This window comes from Escherichia sp. E2562, from assembly GCF_005781075.1.
Taxonomy (GTDB): Bacteria; Pseudomonadota; Gammaproteobacteria; order Enterobacterales; family Enterobacteriaceae; genus Escherichia.
In genome coordinates, this window is record NZ_VATM01000008.1 from 1 (window position 1) to 16,797 (window position 16,797).

The 16,797-nt window shown below is 52.5% G+C and carries 13 protein-coding genes and 1 pseudogene; 10 read left to right on the forward strand and 4 right to left on the reverse strand.

Annotated elements, in window-relative coordinates:
* Positions 1 to 1,316: pseudogene (locus FEK43_RS13160) on the reverse strand (autotransporter outer membrane beta-barrel domain-containing protein); the annotation flags it as partial.
* Positions 1,317 to 1,897: 581 nt separating this feature from the next.
* Between FEK43_RS13160 and yahO the strand changes: the two are divergent.
* On the forward strand, positions 1,898 to 2,173 hold the full coding sequence (gene yahO, locus FEK43_RS13165; RefSeq protein ID WP_130206111.1) for a DUF1471 family periplasmic protein YahO: 276 nt from the start codon (positions 1,898 to 1,900) through the stop codon (positions 2,171 to 2,173).
* A 110-nt stretch (positions 2,174 to 2,283) separates the two neighbouring features.
* Here the strand turns inward: yahO and prpR are convergent, their stop codons facing one another.
* On the reverse strand, positions 2,284 to 3,870 hold the full coding sequence (gene prpR, locus FEK43_RS13170; RefSeq protein ID WP_135406120.1) for a propionate catabolism operon regulatory protein PrpR: 1,587 nt from the start codon (positions 3,868 to 3,870) through the stop codon (positions 2,284 to 2,286).
* Positions 3,871 to 4,108: 238 nt separating this feature from the next.
* Between prpR and prpB the strand changes: the two genes are divergently transcribed.
* The 6 genes from prpB (at position 4,109) to codA (ending at position 12,391) form a co-directional block, all read left to right on the forward strand.
* Positions 4,109 to 4,999 (forward strand): methylisocitrate lyase, encoded by an 891-nt coding sequence (gene prpB, locus FEK43_RS13175; protein WP_000052185.1) that lies wholly within the window; start codon positions 4,109 to 4,111, stop codon positions 4,997 to 4,999.
* Positions 5,000 to 5,043: 44 nt separating this feature from the next.
* A complete protein-coding gene (prpC, locus tag FEK43_RS13180) occupies positions 5,044 to 6,213 on the forward strand; it encodes a 2-methylcitrate synthase (RefSeq protein ID WP_130206117.1) in 1,170 nt (389 codons plus the stop codon).
* A gap of 33 nt (positions 6,214 to 6,246) precedes the next feature.
* Positions 6,247 to 7,698: a 2-methylcitrate dehydratase gene (prpD, locus tag FEK43_RS13185; protein ID WP_001275897.1), complete on the forward strand. Its 1,452-nt coding sequence runs from the start codon at positions 6,247 to 6,249 to the stop codon at positions 7,696 to 7,698.
* A gap of 39 nt (positions 7,699 to 7,737) precedes the next feature.
* Entirely contained in the window at positions 7,738 to 9,624 is a 1,887-nt protein-coding gene (prpE, locus tag FEK43_RS13190) for a propionate--CoA ligase (protein WP_130260345.1), read from the forward strand.
* A 234-nt stretch (positions 9,625 to 9,858) separates the two neighbouring features.
* Positions 9,859 to 11,118: a cytosine permease gene (gene codB, locus FEK43_RS13195; RefSeq protein WP_000076233.1), complete on the forward strand. Its 1,260-nt coding sequence runs from the start codon at positions 9,859 to 9,861 to the stop codon at positions 11,116 to 11,118.
* Positions 11,108 to 12,391 (forward strand): cytosine/isoguanine deaminase, encoded by a 1,284-nt coding sequence (gene codA, locus FEK43_RS13200; RefSeq protein ID WP_130260344.1) that lies wholly within the window; start codon positions 11,108 to 11,110, stop codon positions 12,389 to 12,391. Before codB ends, codA begins: the two co-directional genes overlap by 11 nt.
* 305 nt (positions 12,392 to 12,696) lie before the next feature.
* Here the strand turns inward: codA and cynR are convergent, their stop codons facing one another.
* Positions 12,697 to 13,596 carry a transcriptional regulator CynR gene (gene cynR, locus FEK43_RS13205; protein WP_135406130.1) on the reverse strand — a complete coding sequence of 300 codons (900 nt, stop codon included), beginning with the start codon at positions 13,594 to 13,596 and terminating at the stop codon, positions 12,697 to 12,699.
* A 109-nt stretch (positions 13,597 to 13,705) separates the two neighbouring features.
* On the opposite strand from cynR, the gene cynT reads away from it, so the two are divergent.
* From cynT to cynX, 3 genes are read left to right on the forward strand one after another with little or no spacing between them, the layout of a single operon-like run.
* On the forward strand, positions 13,706 to 14,365 hold the full coding sequence (gene cynT / locus FEK43_RS13210) for a carbonic anhydrase CynT (protein ID WP_130206123.1): 660 nt from the start codon (positions 13,706 to 13,708) through the stop codon (positions 14,363 to 14,365).
* Between the two features lie 30 nt (positions 14,366 to 14,395).
* On the forward strand, positions 14,396 to 14,866 hold the full coding sequence (gene cynS, locus FEK43_RS13215) for a cyanase (RefSeq protein ID WP_130206125.1): 471 nt from the start codon (positions 14,396 to 14,398) through the stop codon (positions 14,864 to 14,866).
* Between the two features lie 5 nt (positions 14,867 to 14,871).
* Positions 14,872 to 16,053 (forward strand): cyanate transporter CynX, encoded by a 1,182-nt coding sequence (cynX, locus tag FEK43_RS13220; RefSeq protein WP_135406121.1) that lies wholly within the window; start codon positions 14,872 to 14,874, stop codon positions 16,051 to 16,053.
* Between the two features lie 102 nt (positions 16,054 to 16,155).
* On the opposite strand, the gene lacA is transcribed toward cynX, so the two are convergent.
* Positions 16,156 to 16,767 carry a galactoside O-acetyltransferase gene (lacA, locus tag FEK43_RS13225; RefSeq protein WP_135406131.1) on the reverse strand — a complete coding sequence of 204 codons (612 nt, stop codon included), beginning with the start codon at positions 16,765 to 16,767 and terminating at the stop codon, positions 16,156 to 16,158.
* Between the last annotated feature and the right edge of the window lie 30 nt (positions 16,768 to 16,797).

Consider the following 16,797-nt stretch of genomic DNA (forward strand, 5'->3'; position numbering starts at 1 on the left):
GTATCCCCTTTTACGATGAGCTTATCCGTTGCGGAATTATCATCGCCTAATACAGTATGCATGACTAACAGGCCATCATTGGCAGCATAGTTGCCGTTAATGGTCAGTGTGGTCGGCGTGAACTCGTGACCCTGTTCATACGAAGACAACGTTGCTGTTCCAGCCAGCGCCAGAGTATTTAATGTTTGCGAATAAGTGTTTAAATCGAGATGGCCTTCACTGTCGACGATATAATCGGAGTTTGGGCTGAAGGTATCAACCGTGCCAGCGCGCAGACTTCCGTTGCTAATATAAGTATTACCGGTATAGATATTCGCGCCGGATAATGTGGTTGTCCCGGAACCTACCTGGTTAACCTGGCCTTTACCGTCTATGTATGAGGTCAGAACAAAATCAGCGTTGGTGTGATTAAAGTTTAATATTGAAGTGGTTGACGCATTTGTCCCCCCTAAATAAATTCGGGGAGTATTAATTGAACCAGCAGGTTGCGCAGCCTCACCTTGCGCACCTCCAATATTTAATATTCCTGTTCCGTTAGAGGAGACACCAACCCAGATATATGAATTCGCATTGATTACACCATCGTTGCTGACAGTGAGAACTCCGGTAGTATCAGAAGTAGAAGATGTGTTATATCCGCCAAGAAGTATATTTGGGGCATTCACTGTTGAATTTTTATCGGCGACCTGAACTTCTCCATAACTACTCTGGTTAGCTGACAGAGAAGAATGGGCGTCAACATACCCAATATTCAGTTGAGTCAGGGAAGTGAGTGTACCGCCGTTAGTAACAGATACTTTCCCTGTTCCCTGATCGCCAACAATAGCAATGTTAGAGGTGACTGATGAGCTTTCCCCATCAATAACCAACGTCCCCCTGGCGTCACCATAAAACTCACCAACTCTTATTGATTGCAGGCCACTTATCTTACTACCTTCTAACACGTATAACGTACCGGAGCCTTCGTTAGTGCCTAAAAAAATATTGGAGGTAGGGGTGTCGAACTGCCAGTTGGTATGGTTTGTTAAAGTGATGGAGCCTTCAGCATTATTACCAATGCTGGCTGATGAAGTGGTAAGTGAAAGATTATCAATGAGTAATGAACCATTAGAGTCTTCACCTACTTTCAATGAGTTAAAATGCTCCCATCCGGGATCGTAGCCTTCTGACGCAATGAGTTTTATCTCTTCATTATTATTAATGATAACATTACTATCTGAATTTGTAGGTGGGGTAATAGCCAAGGATACTGGCGTAAATAATATGGTAGAAATGGCTATCGCCCGTGTCGATAAGCTTTTTTTTGCTGGTTTCATATCACTCACTTTTATCCTTAAAAATTAAATGGCAAGATGTTTTTTATTGCACTGTTTTCTTCCTGAAGCCTTGTCAGGCACAAACATGCAAGTTACTAAATAAGAATATATGTAATATTAGGTGTAATAAATTTATTAAAGTGTTAGTTGTTCATTGCATTGATTGGTTTTAGTGGTTTGTAAGTTGTGTTAATGCGGGTTTTTTTATGTCGTTTAGAAAAAATACATCTAATAATCCTAAACTTTATGTAAGTGAAATAAAGAAAAAGTATGGGAATCACATCAATATATGGTTGGTGGTTTCTTGTTCAGAAAAGTAATGTGGTTCATGTGAATTTTATATTGGATTTTAGCGAATGAAGGAATTTGAGATTTTTATGAAAATTAATTTAAGGAACACCTGAGATAATTGTAGTAAGCGTTATTAAACAACAGGGAGAATGTGGCTATCGTTGAGAAAAATACAAATATATTCTCTTTTCCTATAGATTTTTCCTAACCGCTGAACTACTTATTAATCAACCCTGATGATGACTGTTAGCTTCAGGGCATTGGCCAATCACACATTATGGAGTTCATCGATGAAAACTGGAACTAAGCTCTTAGTTGGTGCGTTAGCTTTTGTTGTCACAAATGTCTATGCCGCTGAATTGATGACCAAAGCGGAATTTGAAAAAGTTGAATCGCAATATGAAAAAATAGGTGATATTTCAACCAGTAATGAAATGTCGACCGCAGATGCAAAAGAAGATCTGATCAAAAAAGCGGATGAAAAAGGTGCGGATGTGTTGGTTCTGACCTCCGGTCAGACTGACAATAAGATCCACGGCACGGCAGATCTTTATAAGAAGAAGTAATTCTGAAGCTCATGTAAACAAACCCGATGCGCACGTCTATCGGTGAACGGAATATATTGAAATTCATGTTTTTGTCGGCCGGATAAGGCGTTAACGCCGCATCCGGCAATTTAATTTTTTAGCCGCCGCCAGAACGTCGTCCGGCTGATGCCTAAATAATTCGCTGCTGCTGTTTTATCACCATTAAATTTGTCCAGTGCCTGTAGTGGTGTCAGCAAGGGTGGGGCGATGACGTTACCCGATTTTTGTGTCAGCTCTGGCAATAATTGCTGCAAAAATTGCGGCGTTAAATCTGGCGTCGGTTCCACACTTAAAAACAGCGCCAGTCGCTCCATCATATTACGCAGTTCACGAATATTGCCCGGCCAGTCGTAGCGCAACAGCACAGTTTCGCTTGCCTGTAACCCCTGGCGTAATGCGGCAGAAAACGGGGCGGAGAGCGCTGCCAGAGACACTTTCAAAAAGCTCTCTGCCAGCGGCAGAATATCCGCCACTCGCTCACGCAGTGGCGGTAATTGCAGACGCAAAATACTCAGCCGATAAAACAGATCACGGCGAAACTGCCCTTGCTGCATATCTTCTTCCAGATTGCAGTGAGTGGCGCTAATGACCCGTACATCCACCGGAATCGGCTGATGCCCGCCAACGCGGGTGACCTCTTTTTCTTCCAGCACTCGTAACAGGCGAGTCTGCAATGGTAGAGGCATTTCGCCTATCTCATCCAGAAACAGCGTGCCGCCGTGGGCGATTTCAAACAGCCCGGCGCGACCTCCGCGTCGCGAGCCGGTAAACGCCCCTTCCTCATAGCCAAACAGCTCCGCTTCCAGCAGCGATTCGGCAATCGCCCCGCAGTTGACGGCAACAAACGGATGCGACTGTTTGCCCTGTCGCGCATCGTGGCGGGCAAAATATTCCCGATGAATCGCCTGGGCCGCCAACTCTTTGCCCGTTCCCGTTTCCCCCTCAATCAACACCGCTGCACTGGAACGGGCATACAGCAAAATAGTCTGCCGTACCTGTTCCATCTGTGGTGATTGACCGAGCATATCGCCCAGCACGTAACGAGTACGCAGGGCGTTACGGGTGGCATCGTGAGTGTTATGGCGTAACGACATGCGCGTCATATCCAGCGCATCGCTGAACGCCTGGCGCACGGTGGCGGCGGAATAGATAAAAATTCCGGTCATTCCGGCTTCTTCTGCCAGATCGGTAATCAGCCCTGCGCCGACCACCGCTTCGGTGCCGTTGGCTTTCAGCTCGTTAATCTGCCCGCGCGCATCTTCTTCGGTAATGTAGCTACGTTGGTCGAGGCGCAAATTAAAGGTTTTTTGAAACGCCACCAGCGCCGGAATAGTTTCCTGATAGGTGACAACGCCGATAGAAGAGGTGAGTTTTCCGGCTTTTGCCAGTGCCTGTAACACATCGTAGCCGCTCGGTTTAATCAAAATAACTGGCACTGACAGGCGGCTTTTCAGGTACGCGCCGTTAGAGCCAGCTGCGATGATGGCGTCGCAGCGTTCGTTTGCCAGTTTCTTGCGGATGTAGGTCACCGCTTTTTCAAAGCCAAGCTGGATAGGGGTAATGTTCGCCAGGTGATCAAACTCGAGGCTGATATCGCGAAATAACTCGAACAGCCGCGTCACCGATACCGTCCAGATAACCGGTTTGTCGTCATTCAGCCGTGGTGGATGTGCCATAGCGCACCGCAAAGTTAAGAAACAGAGTATTGGGTTTAGTCTTGTTTCATAATTGTTGCAATGAAATGCAGTGAAACATTGTCTGAAACGTTAACTGAAACGCATATTTGCGGATTATTTCATGAGTTTATCTCTAACAAATTGAAATAAAACATTTAATTTTATTCAGGCAATTGTGGCACACCCCTTGCTTTGTCTTTATCAACGCAAATAACAAGTTGATAACAAAGGATGGGCTATGTCTCTACACTCTCCAGGTAAAGCGTTTCGCGCTGCACTAAGCAAAGAAACCCCGTTGCAAATTGTCGGCACCATTAACGCTAACCATGCGCTGCTGGCACAGCGTGCCGGGTATCAGGCGATTTATCTCTCCGGCGGTGGCGTGGCGGCAGGTTCACTGGGGCTGCCCGATCTCGGTATTTCTACCCTTGATGATGTGCTGACCGATATTCGTCGTATCACCGACGTTTGTTCGCTGCCGCTGCTGGTGGATGCGGATATCGGTTTTGGCTCTTCGGCTTTTAACGTCGCCCGCACTGTGAAATCGATGATTAAAGCCGGTGCGGCAGGATTGCATATTGAAGATCAGGTTGGCGCGAAACGCTGCGGTCATCGTCCGAACAAGGCGATCGTCTCGAAAGAGGAGATGGTGGATCGGATCCGCGCGGCGGTGGATGCGAAAACCGATCCTGATTTTGTGATCATGGCGCGCACCGATGCGCTGGCGGTTGAAGGACTGGATGCCGCGATCGAACGCGCGCAGGCCTACGTTGAAGCCGGTGCCGAGATGTTGTTCCCGGAGGCGATTACCGAACTCGCCATGTACCGCCAGTTTGCCGATGCGGTGCAGGTGCCGATCCTCGCCAACATTACCGAATTTGGTGCCACGCCGCTGTTTACCACCGACGAATTACGCAGCGCTCATGTCGCGATGGCGCTGTATCCGCTTTCAGCGTTTCGCGCCATGAACCGCGCCGCCGAACATGTCTACAACGTCCTGCGCCAGGAAGGCACGCAGAAAAGCGTCATCGACACCATGCAGACCCGCAACGAGCTGTACGAAAGCATCAACTACTACCAGTACGAAGAGAAGCTCGACGACCTGTTTGCCCGTAATCAGGCGAAATAAAACACAACGAAAAATATCTCGACCCTACAAATGACGAGGACAATATGAGCGACACAACGATCCTGCAAAACAGTACCCATGTCATTAAACCGAAAAAATCTGTGGCACTTTCCGGCGTTCCGGCGGGCAATACGGCGCTCTGCACCGTGGGTAAAAGCGGCAACGACCTGCATTACCGTGGCTACGATATTCTTGATCTCGCGGAACATTGCGAATTTGAAGAAGTGGCGCATCTGCTGATCCACGGCAAACTGCCGACCCGTGACGAACTCGCCGCCTACAAAACGAAACTAAAAGCCCTGCGCGGTTTACCGGCTAACGTGCGTACTGTGCTGGAAGCCTTACCAGCGGCGTCGCACCCGATGGATGTCATGCGCACCGGCGTTTCCGCGCTCGGTTGCACGCTGCCAGAAAAAGAGGGGCACACCGTCTCTGGCGCGCGGGATATAGCCGACAAACTGTTGGCGTCGCTGAGCTCGATTCTTCTCTACTGGTATCACTACAGCCACAACGGCGAACGCATCCAGCCGGAAACCGATGACGACTCCATCGGCGGTCACTTCCTGCATCTGCTGCACGGCGAAAAGCCGTCGCAAAGCTGGGAAAAGGCGATGCAAATTTCGCTGGTGCTGTACGCCGAGCACGAGTTTAACGCCTCCACCTTTACCAGCCGGGTGATTGCGGGTACTGGCTCGGATATGTATTCCGCGATTATTGGCGCGATTGGCGCATTGCGCGGGCCGAAACACGGCGGGGCGAATGAAGTGTCGCTGGAGATCCAACAACGCTATGAAACGCCGGACGAAGCCGAAGCAGATATCCGCAAGCGCGTGGAAAACAAAGAAGTGGTCATTGGTTTTGGACATCCGGTTTACACCATCGCCGACCCGCGTCATCAGGTGATCAAACGCGTGGCGAAGCAGCTCTCGCAGGAAGGCGGCTCGCTGAAGATGTACAACATCGCCGATCGTCTGGAAACGGTGATGTGGGAGACGAAAAAGATGTTCCCCAATCTCGACTGGTTCTCCGCTGTTTCCTACAACATGATGGGTGTTCCCACTGAGATGTTCACACCACTGTTTGTTATCGCCCGCGTCACCGGCTGGGCGGCGCACATTATCGAACAACGTCAGGACAACAAAATTATCCGTCCTTCCGCCAATTACGTTGGACCGGAAGACCGCCCGTTTGTCGCGCTGGATAAGCGCCAGTAAACCTCTACGAATAACAATAAGGAAACGTACCCAATGTCAGCTCAAATCAACAACATTCGCCCGGAATTCGACCGTGAAATCGTTGATATCGTCGATTACGTGATGAACTACGAAATCAGCTCCAGAGTGGCCTACGACACCGCTCATTACTGCCTGCTCGACACTCTCGGCTGCGGTCTTGAAGCCCTTGAATACCCGGCCTGCAAAAAACTGCTGGGGCCAATTGTCCCCGGCACCGTTGTACCTAACGGCGTGCGCGTCCCCGGAACTCAGTTCCAGCTCGACCCCGTCCAGGCGGCATTTAACATTGGCGCGATGATCCGCTGGCTCGATTTCAACGATACCTGGCTGGCGGCGGAGTGGGGCCATCCTTCCGACAACCTCGGCGGCATTCTGGCAACGGCAGACTGGCTTTCACGTAACGCAGTCGCCAGCGGCAAAGCCCCGTTAACCATGAAACAGGTGCTGACCGGAATGATTAAAGCCCATGAAATTCAGGGCTGCATTGCGCTGGAAAACTCCTTTAATCGCGTCGGTCTCGACCACGTTCTGTTAGTGAAAGTGGCTTCCACCGCCGTGGTTGCCGAAATGCTCGGCCTGACCCGCGAGGAAATTCTCAACGCCGTTTCGCTGGCGTGGGTGGACGGTCAGTCACTGCGCACCTATCGCCATGCGCCGAATACCGGCACGCGTAAATCCTGGGCGGCGGGCGATGCCACTTCCCGCGCGGTACGTCTGGCACTGATGGCGAAAACGGGCGAAATGGGTTATCCGTCAGCCCTGACCGCGCCGGTGTGGGGCTTCTACGACGTCTCCTTTAAAGGCGAGTCGTTCCGCTTCCAGCGCCCGTACGGTTCTTACGTCATGGAAAATGTGCTGTTCAAAATCTCCTTCCCGGCGGAGTTCCACTCCCAGACGGCCGTTGAAGCGGCGATGACGCTCTATGAACAGATGCAGGCAGCAGGCAAAACGGCGGCGGATATCGAAAAAGTGACCATTCGCACCCACGAAGCCTGTATTCGCATTATCGACAAAAAAGGGCCGCTCAATAACCCGGCGGATCGCGATCACTGCATTCAGTACATGGTGGCGATCCCGCTGCTATTCGGGCGCTTAACGGCGGCAGATTACGAAGATAAGGTTGCGCAAGATAAACGCATCGACGCTCTGCGCGAGAAGATCAATTGCTTTGAAGATCCGGCGTTTACCGCTGACTACCACGACCCGGAAAAACGCGCCATCGCCAATGCCATAACCCTTGAGTTCACTGACGGCACGCGCTTTGAAGAAGTGGTGGTGGAGTACCCAATTGGTCATGCTCGTCGCCGCCAGGACGGCATTCCGAAACTGGTTGATAAATTCAAAATTAACCTCGCGCGCCAGTTCCCGACTCGCCAGCAGCAGCGCATTCTGGAGGTTTCTCTCGACAGAACTCGCCTCGAACAGATGCCGGTCAATGAGTATCTCGACCTGTACGTCATTTAAGTAAACGGCGGTAAGGCGTAAGTTCAACAGGAGAGCATTATGTCTTTTAGCGAATTTTATCAGCGTTCGATTAACGAACCGGAGCAGTTCTGGGCCGAGCAGGCCCGGCGTATTGACTGGCAGACGCCCTTTACGCAAACGCTCGATCACAGCAATCCGCCGTTTGCCCGTTGGTTTTGTGAAGGCCGAACCAACTTGTGCCACAACGCTATCGATCGCTGGCTGGAGAAACAGCCAGAGGCGCTGGCATTGATTGCCGTCTCTTCGGAAACAGAAGAAGAGCGCACCTTTACCTTTCGCCAGCTGCATGACGAAGTAAACGCGGTGGCCTCAATGCTGCGCTCGCTGGGGGTGCAGCGTGGCGATCGGGTGCTGGTATATATGCCGATGATTGCCGAAGCGCATATTACCCTGCTGGCCTGCGCGCGCATTGGTGCTATTCACTCGGTGGTGTTTGGTGGATTTGCTTCGCACAGCGTGGCGGCGCGAATTGATGACGCTAAACCGGTGCTGATTGTCTCGGCAGATGCCGGAGCGCGCGGTGGCAAAATCATTCCCTATAAAAAATTGCTCGACGATGCGATAAGTCAGGCACAGCATCAGCCGCGCCACGTTTTGCTGGTGGATCGCGGGCTGGCGAAAATGCCGCGTGTTAGTGGGCGGGATGTCGATTTCGCGTCGTTGCGCCATCAACACATCGGCGCGCGGGTGCCGGTGGCGTGGCTGGAATCCAACGAAACCTCCTGCATTCTCTACACCTCCGGCACGACCGGCAAACCTAAAGGCGTGCAGCGTGACGTCGGCGGTTATGCGGTGGCGCTGGCGACCTCGATGGACACCATTTTTGGCGGCAAAGCGGGCGGCGTGTTCTTTTGCGCCTCGGATATCGGCTGGGTGGTTGGGCATTCGTATATCGTCTACGCGCCGCTGTTGGCGGGGATGGCGACCATTGTTTACGAAGGATTGCCGACCTGGCCGGACTGCGGTGTGTGGTGGAAAATCGTCGAGAAATATCAGGTTAGCCGCATGTTCTCAGCGCCGACCGCTATTCGCGTGCTGAAAAAATTCCCTACCGCCGAAATTCGCAAACACGATCTCTCGTCGCTGGAAGTGCTCTATCTGGCTGGAGAACCGCTGGACGAGCCGACCGCCAGTTGGGTGAGCAATACGCTGGATGTGCCGGTCATCGACAACTACTGGCAGACCGAATCCGGCTGGCCGATTATGGCGATTGCTCGCGGTCTGGATGACAGGCCGACGCGTCTGGGAAGCCCTGGTGTGCCGATGTATGGCTACAACGTGCAGTTGCTCAATGAAGTCACCGGCGAACCGTGCGGCGTCAATGAGAAAGGAATGCTGGTGGTGGAAGGGCCGCTGCCGCCGGGCTGTATTCAAACCATCTGGGGCGACGACGACCGCTTTGTGAAGACTTACTGGTCGTTGTTTTCCCGCCCGGTGTACGCCACCTTTGACTGGGGCATCCGCGATGCTGACGGTTATCACTTTATTCTCGGGCGCACTGATGACGTGATTAACGTTGCCGGGCATCGGCTGGGGACGCGTGAGATTGAGGAGAGTATCTCCAGTCATCCGGGCGTTGCCGAAGTGGCGGTGGTTGGGGTGAAAGATGCGCTGAAAGGGCAGGTAGCGGTGGCGTTTGTCATTCCGAAAGAGAGCGACAGTCTGGATGACCGCGAGGTGGCGCACTCGCAAGAGAAGGCGATTATGGCGCTAGTGGACAGCCAGATTGGCAACTTTGGCCGCCCGGCGCACGTCTGGTTTGTCTCGCAATTACCCAAAACGCGATCCGGAAAAATGCTGCGGCGCACGATCCAGGCGATTTGCGAAGGACGCGATCCTGGGGATCTGACGACCATTGATGATCCTGCGTCGTTGGATCAGATCCGCCAGGCGATGGAAGAGTAAGGTATTGTCGGATGCGTCGTGTGGCGCATCCGACACCGTGCGCAGATGCCTGATGCGACGCTGACGCGTCTTATCATGCCTACCCACTGTTTTTACACAGATAAGTTTTCCCCCACCTTTTTGCACTCATTCATATAAAAAATATATTTCCCCACGAAAACGATTGCTTTTTATCTTCAGATGAATAGAATGCGGCGGATTTTTTGGGTTTCAAACAGCAAACGGAGGAATTTCGTGTCGCAAGATAACAACTTTAGCCAGGGGCCAGTCCCGCAGTCGGCGCGGAAAGGGGTATTGGCATTGACGTTCGTCATGCTGGGATTAACCTTCTTTTCCGCCAGTATGTGGACCGGCGGCACTCTCGGAACCGGTCTTAGCTATCATGATTTCTTCCTCGCAGTCCTCATCGGTAATCTTCTCCTCGGTATTTACACTTCATTTCTTGGTTACATTGGCGCAAAAACCGGCCTGACCACTCATCTTCTTGCTCGTTTCTCGTTTGGTGTTAAAGGCTCATGGCTGCCTTCACTGCTGCTGGGAGGCACCCAGGTTGGCTGGTTTGGCGTTGGCGTGGCGATGTTTGCCATTCCGGTGGGCAAGGCAACCGGGCTGGATATTAATTTGCTGATTGCCGTCTCCGGTTTACTGATGACCGTCACCGTCTTCTTTGGCATTTCGGCGCTGACGGTTCTTTCGGTGATTGCGGTTCCGGCTATCGCCTGCCTTGGCGGTTATTCCGTGTGGCTGGCCGTTAACGGCATGGGCGGCCTGGACGCATTAAAAGCGGTCGTTCCCGCACAACCGTTAGATTTCAATGTCGCGCTGGCGCTGGTTGTGGGGTCATTTATCAGTGCGGGTACGCTCACCGCTGATTTTGTCCGCTTTGGTCGCAATGCCAAACTGGCGGTGCTGGTGGCGATGGTGGCCTTTTTCCTCGGCAACTCGTTGATGTTTATTTTCGGTGCAGCGGGCGCTGCGGCACTGGGCATGGCAGATATCTCTGATGTGATGATTGCTCAGGGCCTGCTGCTGCCTGCGATTGTGGTGCTGGGGCTGAATATCTGGACCACCAACGATAACGCGCTGTATGCGTCGGGTTTAGGTTTCGCCAACATTACCGGTATGTCGAGCAAAACCCTTTCGGTGATTAACGGTATTATCGGTACGGTCTGCGCATTATGGCTGTATAACAATTTTGTCGGCTGGCTGACCTTCCTTTCGGCAGCTATTCCTCCAGTGGGCGGCGTGATTATCGCTGACTATCTGATGAACCGTCGCCGCTATGAGCACTTTGCGACCACGCGTATGATGAGTGTCAATTGGGTGGCGATTCTGGCTGTCGCGCTGGGGATTGCCGCAGGCCACTGGTTACCGGGAATTGTTCCGGTCAACGCGGTATTAGGTGGCGCGCTGAGCTATCTGATCCTTAACCCGATTTTGAATCGTAAAACGACAGCTGCAATGACGCATGTGGAGGCTAACAGTGTCGAATAACGCTTTACAAACAATTATTAACGCCAGGTTACCCGGCAAAGAGGGGCTGTGGCAGATTCATCTGCAGGACGGAAAAATCAGCGCCATTGACGCGCAATCCGGTGTGATGCCCATAACTGAAAACAGCCTGGATGCCGAACAAGGTTTAGTTTTACCGCCGTTTGTGGAGCCGCATATTCACCTGGACACCACGCAAACCGCCGGGCAACCGAACTGGAATCAGTCCGGCACGCTGTTTGAAGGTATTGAACGCTGGGCCGAGCGCAAAGCGTTATTAACTCATGACGATGTGAAACAACGCGCCTGGCAAACGCTGAAATGGCAGATTGCCAACGGCATTCAGCATGTGCGTACCCATGTCGATGTTTCGGATGCAACCCTGACTGCGCTGAAAGCAATGCTGGAAGTGAAGCAGGAAGTCGCGCCGTGGATTGATCTGCAAATCGTCGCTTTCCCGCAGGAAGGGATTTTGTCGTATCCCAACGGTGAAGCGTTGCTGGAAGAGGCGTTACGCTTAGGGGCAGACGTTGTTGGGGCGATTCCGCATTTTGAATTTACCCGTGAATACGGCGTGGAGTCGCTGCATAAAACCTTCGCCCTGGCGCAAAAATACGACCGTCTCATCGACGTTCACTGTGACGAGATTGATGACGAACAGTCGCGCTTTGTCGAAACCGTTGCCGCCCTGGCGCACCGTGAAGGCATGGGGGCGCGAGTCACCGCCAGCCACACCACGGCAATGCACTCCTATAACGGGGCGTATACCTCACGCCTGTTCCGCTTGCTGAAAATGTCCGGTATTAACTTTGTCGCCAACCCGCTGGTCAATATTCATCTGCAAGGACGTTTCGATACGTATCCAAAACGTCGCGGCATCACGCGCGTTAAAGAGATGCTGGAGTCCGGCATTAACGTCTGCTTTGGTCACGATGATGTCTTCGATCCGTGGTATCCGCTGGGAACGGCGAATATGCTGCAAGTGCTGCATATGGGGCTGCATGTTTGTCAGTTGATGGGCTACGGGCAGATTAACGATGGCCTGAATTTAATCACTCACCATAGCGCCAGAACGTTGAATTTGCAGGATTACGGCATTGCCGCCGGAAACAGCGCTAACCTGATTATCCTGCCGGCTGAAAATGGGTTTGACGCGCTGCGCCGTCAGGTTCCGGTACGTTATTCGGTACGTGGCGGTAAAGTGATCGCCAGTACACAACCGGCACAAACCACCGTGTATCTGGAGCAGCCAGAAGCCATCGATTACAAACGATAATCGACTGGGTTACAGCGAGCGTAGTTTATGCCGGATGCGGCGTGAACGCCTTGCACTGAACTCGTAGGCCTGATAAGCGTAGCGCATCAGGCAATTCCAGCCGCTGACCTGTGTCAGCGGCTACCGTGATTCATTCCCGCCAACATCCGCGTATTCATCCAACGCCATGTGCAAAAATGCCTTCGCGGCGGCTGTCTGCCAGCTGTAGTTTATGCCCGGATGCGGCGTGAACGCCTTGCACTGAACTCGTAGGCCTGATAAGCGTAGCGCATCAGGCAATTCCAGCCGCTGACCTGTGTCAGTGGCTACCGTGATTCATTCCCGCCAACATCCGCGTATTCTTCCAACGCCATGTGCAAAAATGCCTTCACGGCGGCTGTCTGCCAGCTATTTTTCCGCCGCAACAAAACCGCCGTTCTCTCCAGTAGTGGCGGGGCAAGAGAAATCGCTTTAAGCCCATCATGTTGTGTGGCAATCGCCGCAGGCAGCAAGGTGGAAAGAGAAGTGCGGCGAATCAGCTCCAGAACCGCGCTAATTGAGTTCGCCTCTATCACCACCTGTGGATGCAGCCCCGCTTTCTCGCAGTAGTGGTCAATTTGCTCTCTGGTGGCAAATTCCGCGCTGAGCAGCACCAGTTTTTCATCATGCAAGCGACTCAATGCCACCTGTTCCTGGTCAGCCAGCGGATGATGTTTCGCCACCACCAACGCTAAACTTTCTGTCAGTAAAGGAATTGCCCCCAGCTCCGGCGAATGCACAGGCGCGAAGGCAATCCCAACGTCCAGCTCGTCGCGACAAAGCATATCTTCGATTTTCTCCTGCGACATTTCCTGTAGCTGGAGCGTGATGCCGGGGTAGCGCGCATAGAAATCCGCCATTAAGGGGCCGATAAAGTAGCTCGTAAAGGTGGGGGTGACGGCGATACGCAGCGATCCTCGCGTCAGATCGGCAACATCATGAATCGCCCGTTTACCCGCCCCCAGTTCCTGTAACGCCCGGCTGGCGTACTGTCGCCAGACTTCCCCCGCATCAGTGAGACGAATCGTTCGCCCGCTACGGTCAAACAGCGGCACGCCTAAACTCTCCTCTAACTGGCGAATCTGCTGGGAAAGCGCAGGCTGGGAGACGTGCAACGCACTGGCGGCACGGGTGAAGCTGCCATGTTCAGCCACGGCAAGAAAGTAATTGATATGTCGAGAGAGCATTCGCCAACCTATAAGTAAATCCAATAGAACTCATCATAAATGAGTCTTTTACCTTATGACAATCGGCGAGTAGTCTGCCTCTCATTCCAGAGACAGACAGAGGTTAACGGTGAAAGAGATTATTGATGGATTCCTTAAATTCCAGCGCGAGGCATTTCCTGAGCGGGAAGCCTTGTTTAAACAGCTGGCGACACAGCAAAGCCCGCGCACACTTTTTATCTCATGCTCCGATAGCCGTCTGGTCCCTGAGCTGGTGACGCAACGTGAGCCCGGCGATCTGTTCGTTATTCGCAATGCGGGCAATATCGTCCCTTCCTACGGGCCGGAACCCGGTGGCGTTTCTGCTTCGGTGGAGTATGCCGTCGCTGCGCTTCGGGTATCTGACATTGTGATTTGTGGTCATTCCAACTGTGGCGCGATGACCGCCATTGCCAGCTGTCAGTGCATGGACCATATGCCTGCCGTCTCCCACTGGCTGCGTTATGCCGATTCTGCCCGCGTCGTTAATGAGGCGCGCCCGCATCCCGATTTACCGTCAAAAGCTGCGGCGATGGTACGTGAAAACGTCATTGCTCAGTTGGCTAATTTGCAAACTCATCCATCGGTGCGCCTGGCGCTCGAAGAGGGGCGGATCGCCCTGCACGGCTGGGTCTACGACATTGAAAGCGGCAGCATCGCAGCTTTTGACGGCGCAACCCGCCAGTTTGTGCCACTGGCAGCTAATCCTCGCGTTTGTGCCATACCGCTACGCCAACCGACCGCAGCGTAACCTTATTTTTAAACCATCAGGAGATCCACCATGATTCAGTCGCAAATTAACCGCAATATTCGTCTTGATCTTGCCGATGCCATTTTGCTCAGCAAAGCTAAAAAAGATCTCTCATTTGCCGAGATTGCCGATGGCACCGGTCTGGCAGAAGCCTTCGTAACCGCGGCTTTGCTGGGTCAGCAGGCGCTTCCTGCCGACGCCGCCCGCCTGGTCGGGGCGAAACTGGATCTCGACGAAGACGCCATTCTGTTATTACAAACTGTGCCACTGCGTGGCTGCATTGATGACCGTATTCCAACCGACCCAACGATGTATCGTTTCTATGAAATGTTGCAGGTGTACGGCACAACCCTGAAAGCGTTGGTTCATGAGAAGTTTGGCGATGGCATTATCAGCGCGATTAACTTCAAACTCGACGTTAAGAAAGTGGCGGACCCGGAAGGTGGCGAACGTGCGGTCATCACCTTAGATGGTAAATATCTGCCGACCAAACCGTTCTGACAGTCATGCGCGACCATCAAAAGACGTTCACGATGCTGTTGGTTCTGGTGCTGATTGGTCTTAATATGCGACCACTGCTCACCTCCGTCGGGCCACTGCTACCGCAATTGCGCCAGGCGAGCGGAATGAGCTTTAGCGTGGCTGCCCTGTTGACCGCTCTGCCGGTGGTCACCATGGGCGGGCTGGCACTGGCCGGAAGCTGGCTTCATCAGCATGTCAGCGAACGTCGCAGCGTCGCCATCAGTTTGTTGCTGATTGCCGTCGGTGCATTGATGCGTGAGCTTTACCCCCAAAGTGCGCTGCTGCTTAGCAGCGCACTGCTTGGTGGGGTGGGGATCGGTATCATTCAGGCGGTGATGCCTTCGGTGATTAAACGGCGGTTTCAGCAGCGCACGCCACTGGTGATGGGGCTGTGGTCCGCGGCTCTGATGGGCGGCGGTGGACTTGGTGCCGCCCTGACGCCCTGGTTAGTTCATCACAGCGAAACCTGGTATCAAACACTCGCCTGGTGGGCGCTGCCTGCCGTTGTTGCGCTCTTTGCCTGGTGGTGGCAAAGCGCCCGCGAGGTCGCCTCTTCTCACAAGACAACAACCACTCCGGTTCGCGTGGTATTCACTCCCCGCGCGTGGACGCTGGGCCTTTACTTCGGTCTGATTAACGGTGGTTACGCTAGCCTGATTGCCTGGTTACCCGCTTTCTATATTGAGATTGGTGCCAGCGCGCAGTACAGCGGTTCCTTGCTGGCGTTGATGACGCTTGGGCAAGCCGCAGGAGCATTGCTAATGCCTGCTATGGCTCGCCATCAGGACCGACGCAAACTGTTAATGCTGGCGCTGGTGTTACAACTGGTGGGTTTCTGCGGCTTTATCTGGCTGCCGCTGCAATTGCCGGTATTGTGGGCGATGGTGTGTGGTTTAGGTCTGGGCGGCGCGTTTCCGCTCTGTTTGCTGCTGGCGCTCGACCACTCTGTGCAACCGGCTATTGCTGGCAAGTTAGTGGCGTTTATGCAGGGGATTGGTTTTGTCATTGCCGGGCTTGCCCCCTGGTTTTCTGGCGTGCTGCGTAGTATCAGTGGCAATTACCTGATGGACTGGGCGTTTCATGCGCTATGCGTCGTTGGGCTGATGATCATAACCCTGCGCTTTGCACCAGCACGTTTTCCGCAGCTGTGGGTCAAAGAGGCATGATGAGACGCTTGTTCCTGCGCTTTGTTCATGCCGGATGCGGCCTACGTAGATCACTGAATTTGTAGGCCTGATAAGCGAAGCGTATCAGGCAATTTTTATAATTTAAAGTGACGATTCAACTTTGTAATCTTTGTAATAATATTGCTTATCCCGGTCGTTTATTTCGCGAATAACCCGACAAGGAACGCCAGCAGCCACGACGTTTGGTGGAATGTCTTTTGTGACGACACTACCCGCGCCAATAACAGAATTATCCCCGATGGTGACGCCTGGATTAATGACCACATGACTCCCGATCCAGACATTATTGCCAATCGTTATCGGAAAAGAGTACATCTCTCCGATTTTTCTCAATTCATGGTGTACAGGGTGTCCCGTAACGGAAAGAGTAACGTTGGGTGCAATCAGTACGTTATCACCGATTGTTACCGTGTAGTCATCGACAATGGTTAAATTGAAATTTGCGTAAAAATTGCGGCCTATATGGATGTTGGAACCATAAGAAAAATAGACGGGAGGTTCTACCCAGGCGTTTTCTCCTACCGTGGCAAACATTTCTTTAATCAGGCTTTCCCTTTTTTCAACTTCTGATGGATGCGAGTGATTAAACTCATACATTAACGTTTTCCCACGAAGTCTTTTTTCAGGTAAGCCTTCGCACATATCGGTAAATAGCTTGCCTGCTTTTATTCTTTCGGTCATTGGCATGTTCATTTTGATCATTCCGTCCTGATATGTTGGTCG

Coding starts and splice junctions, on each gene's coding strand:
- cynR (WP_135406130.1), bottom strand. CDS start 13,596: ATGCTCTCTCGACATATCAATTACTTTCTTGCCGTGGCTGAACATGGC.
- prpR (WP_135406120.1), bottom strand. CDS start 3,870: ATGGCACATCCACCACGGCTGAATGACGACAAACCGGTTATCTGGACG.
- prpC (WP_130206117.1), top strand. CDS start 5,044: ATGAGCGACACAACGATCCTGCAAAACAGTACCCATGTCATTAAACCG.
- prpE (WP_130260345.1), top strand. CDS start 7,738: ATGTCTTTTAGCGAATTTTATCAGCGTTCGATTAACGAACCGGAGCAG.
- prpB (WP_000052185.1), top strand. CDS start 4,109: ATGTCTCTACACTCTCCAGGTAAAGCGTTTCGCGCTGCACTAAGCAAA.
- lacA (WP_135406131.1), bottom strand. CDS start 16,767: ATGAACATGCCAATGACCGAAAGAATAAAAGCAGGCAAGCTATTTACC.
- cynS (WP_130206125.1), top strand. CDS start 14,396: ATGATTCAGTCGCAAATTAACCGCAATATTCGTCTTGATCTTGCCGAT.
- yahO (WP_130206111.1), top strand. CDS start 1,898: ATGAAAACTGGAACTAAGCTCTTAGTTGGTGCGTTAGCTTTTGTTGTC.
- cynX (WP_135406121.1), top strand. CDS start 14,872: ATGCGCGACCATCAAAAGACGTTCACGATGCTGTTGGTTCTGGTGCTG.
- prpD (WP_001275897.1), top strand. CDS start 6,247: ATGTCAGCTCAAATCAACAACATTCGCCCGGAATTCGACCGTGAAATC.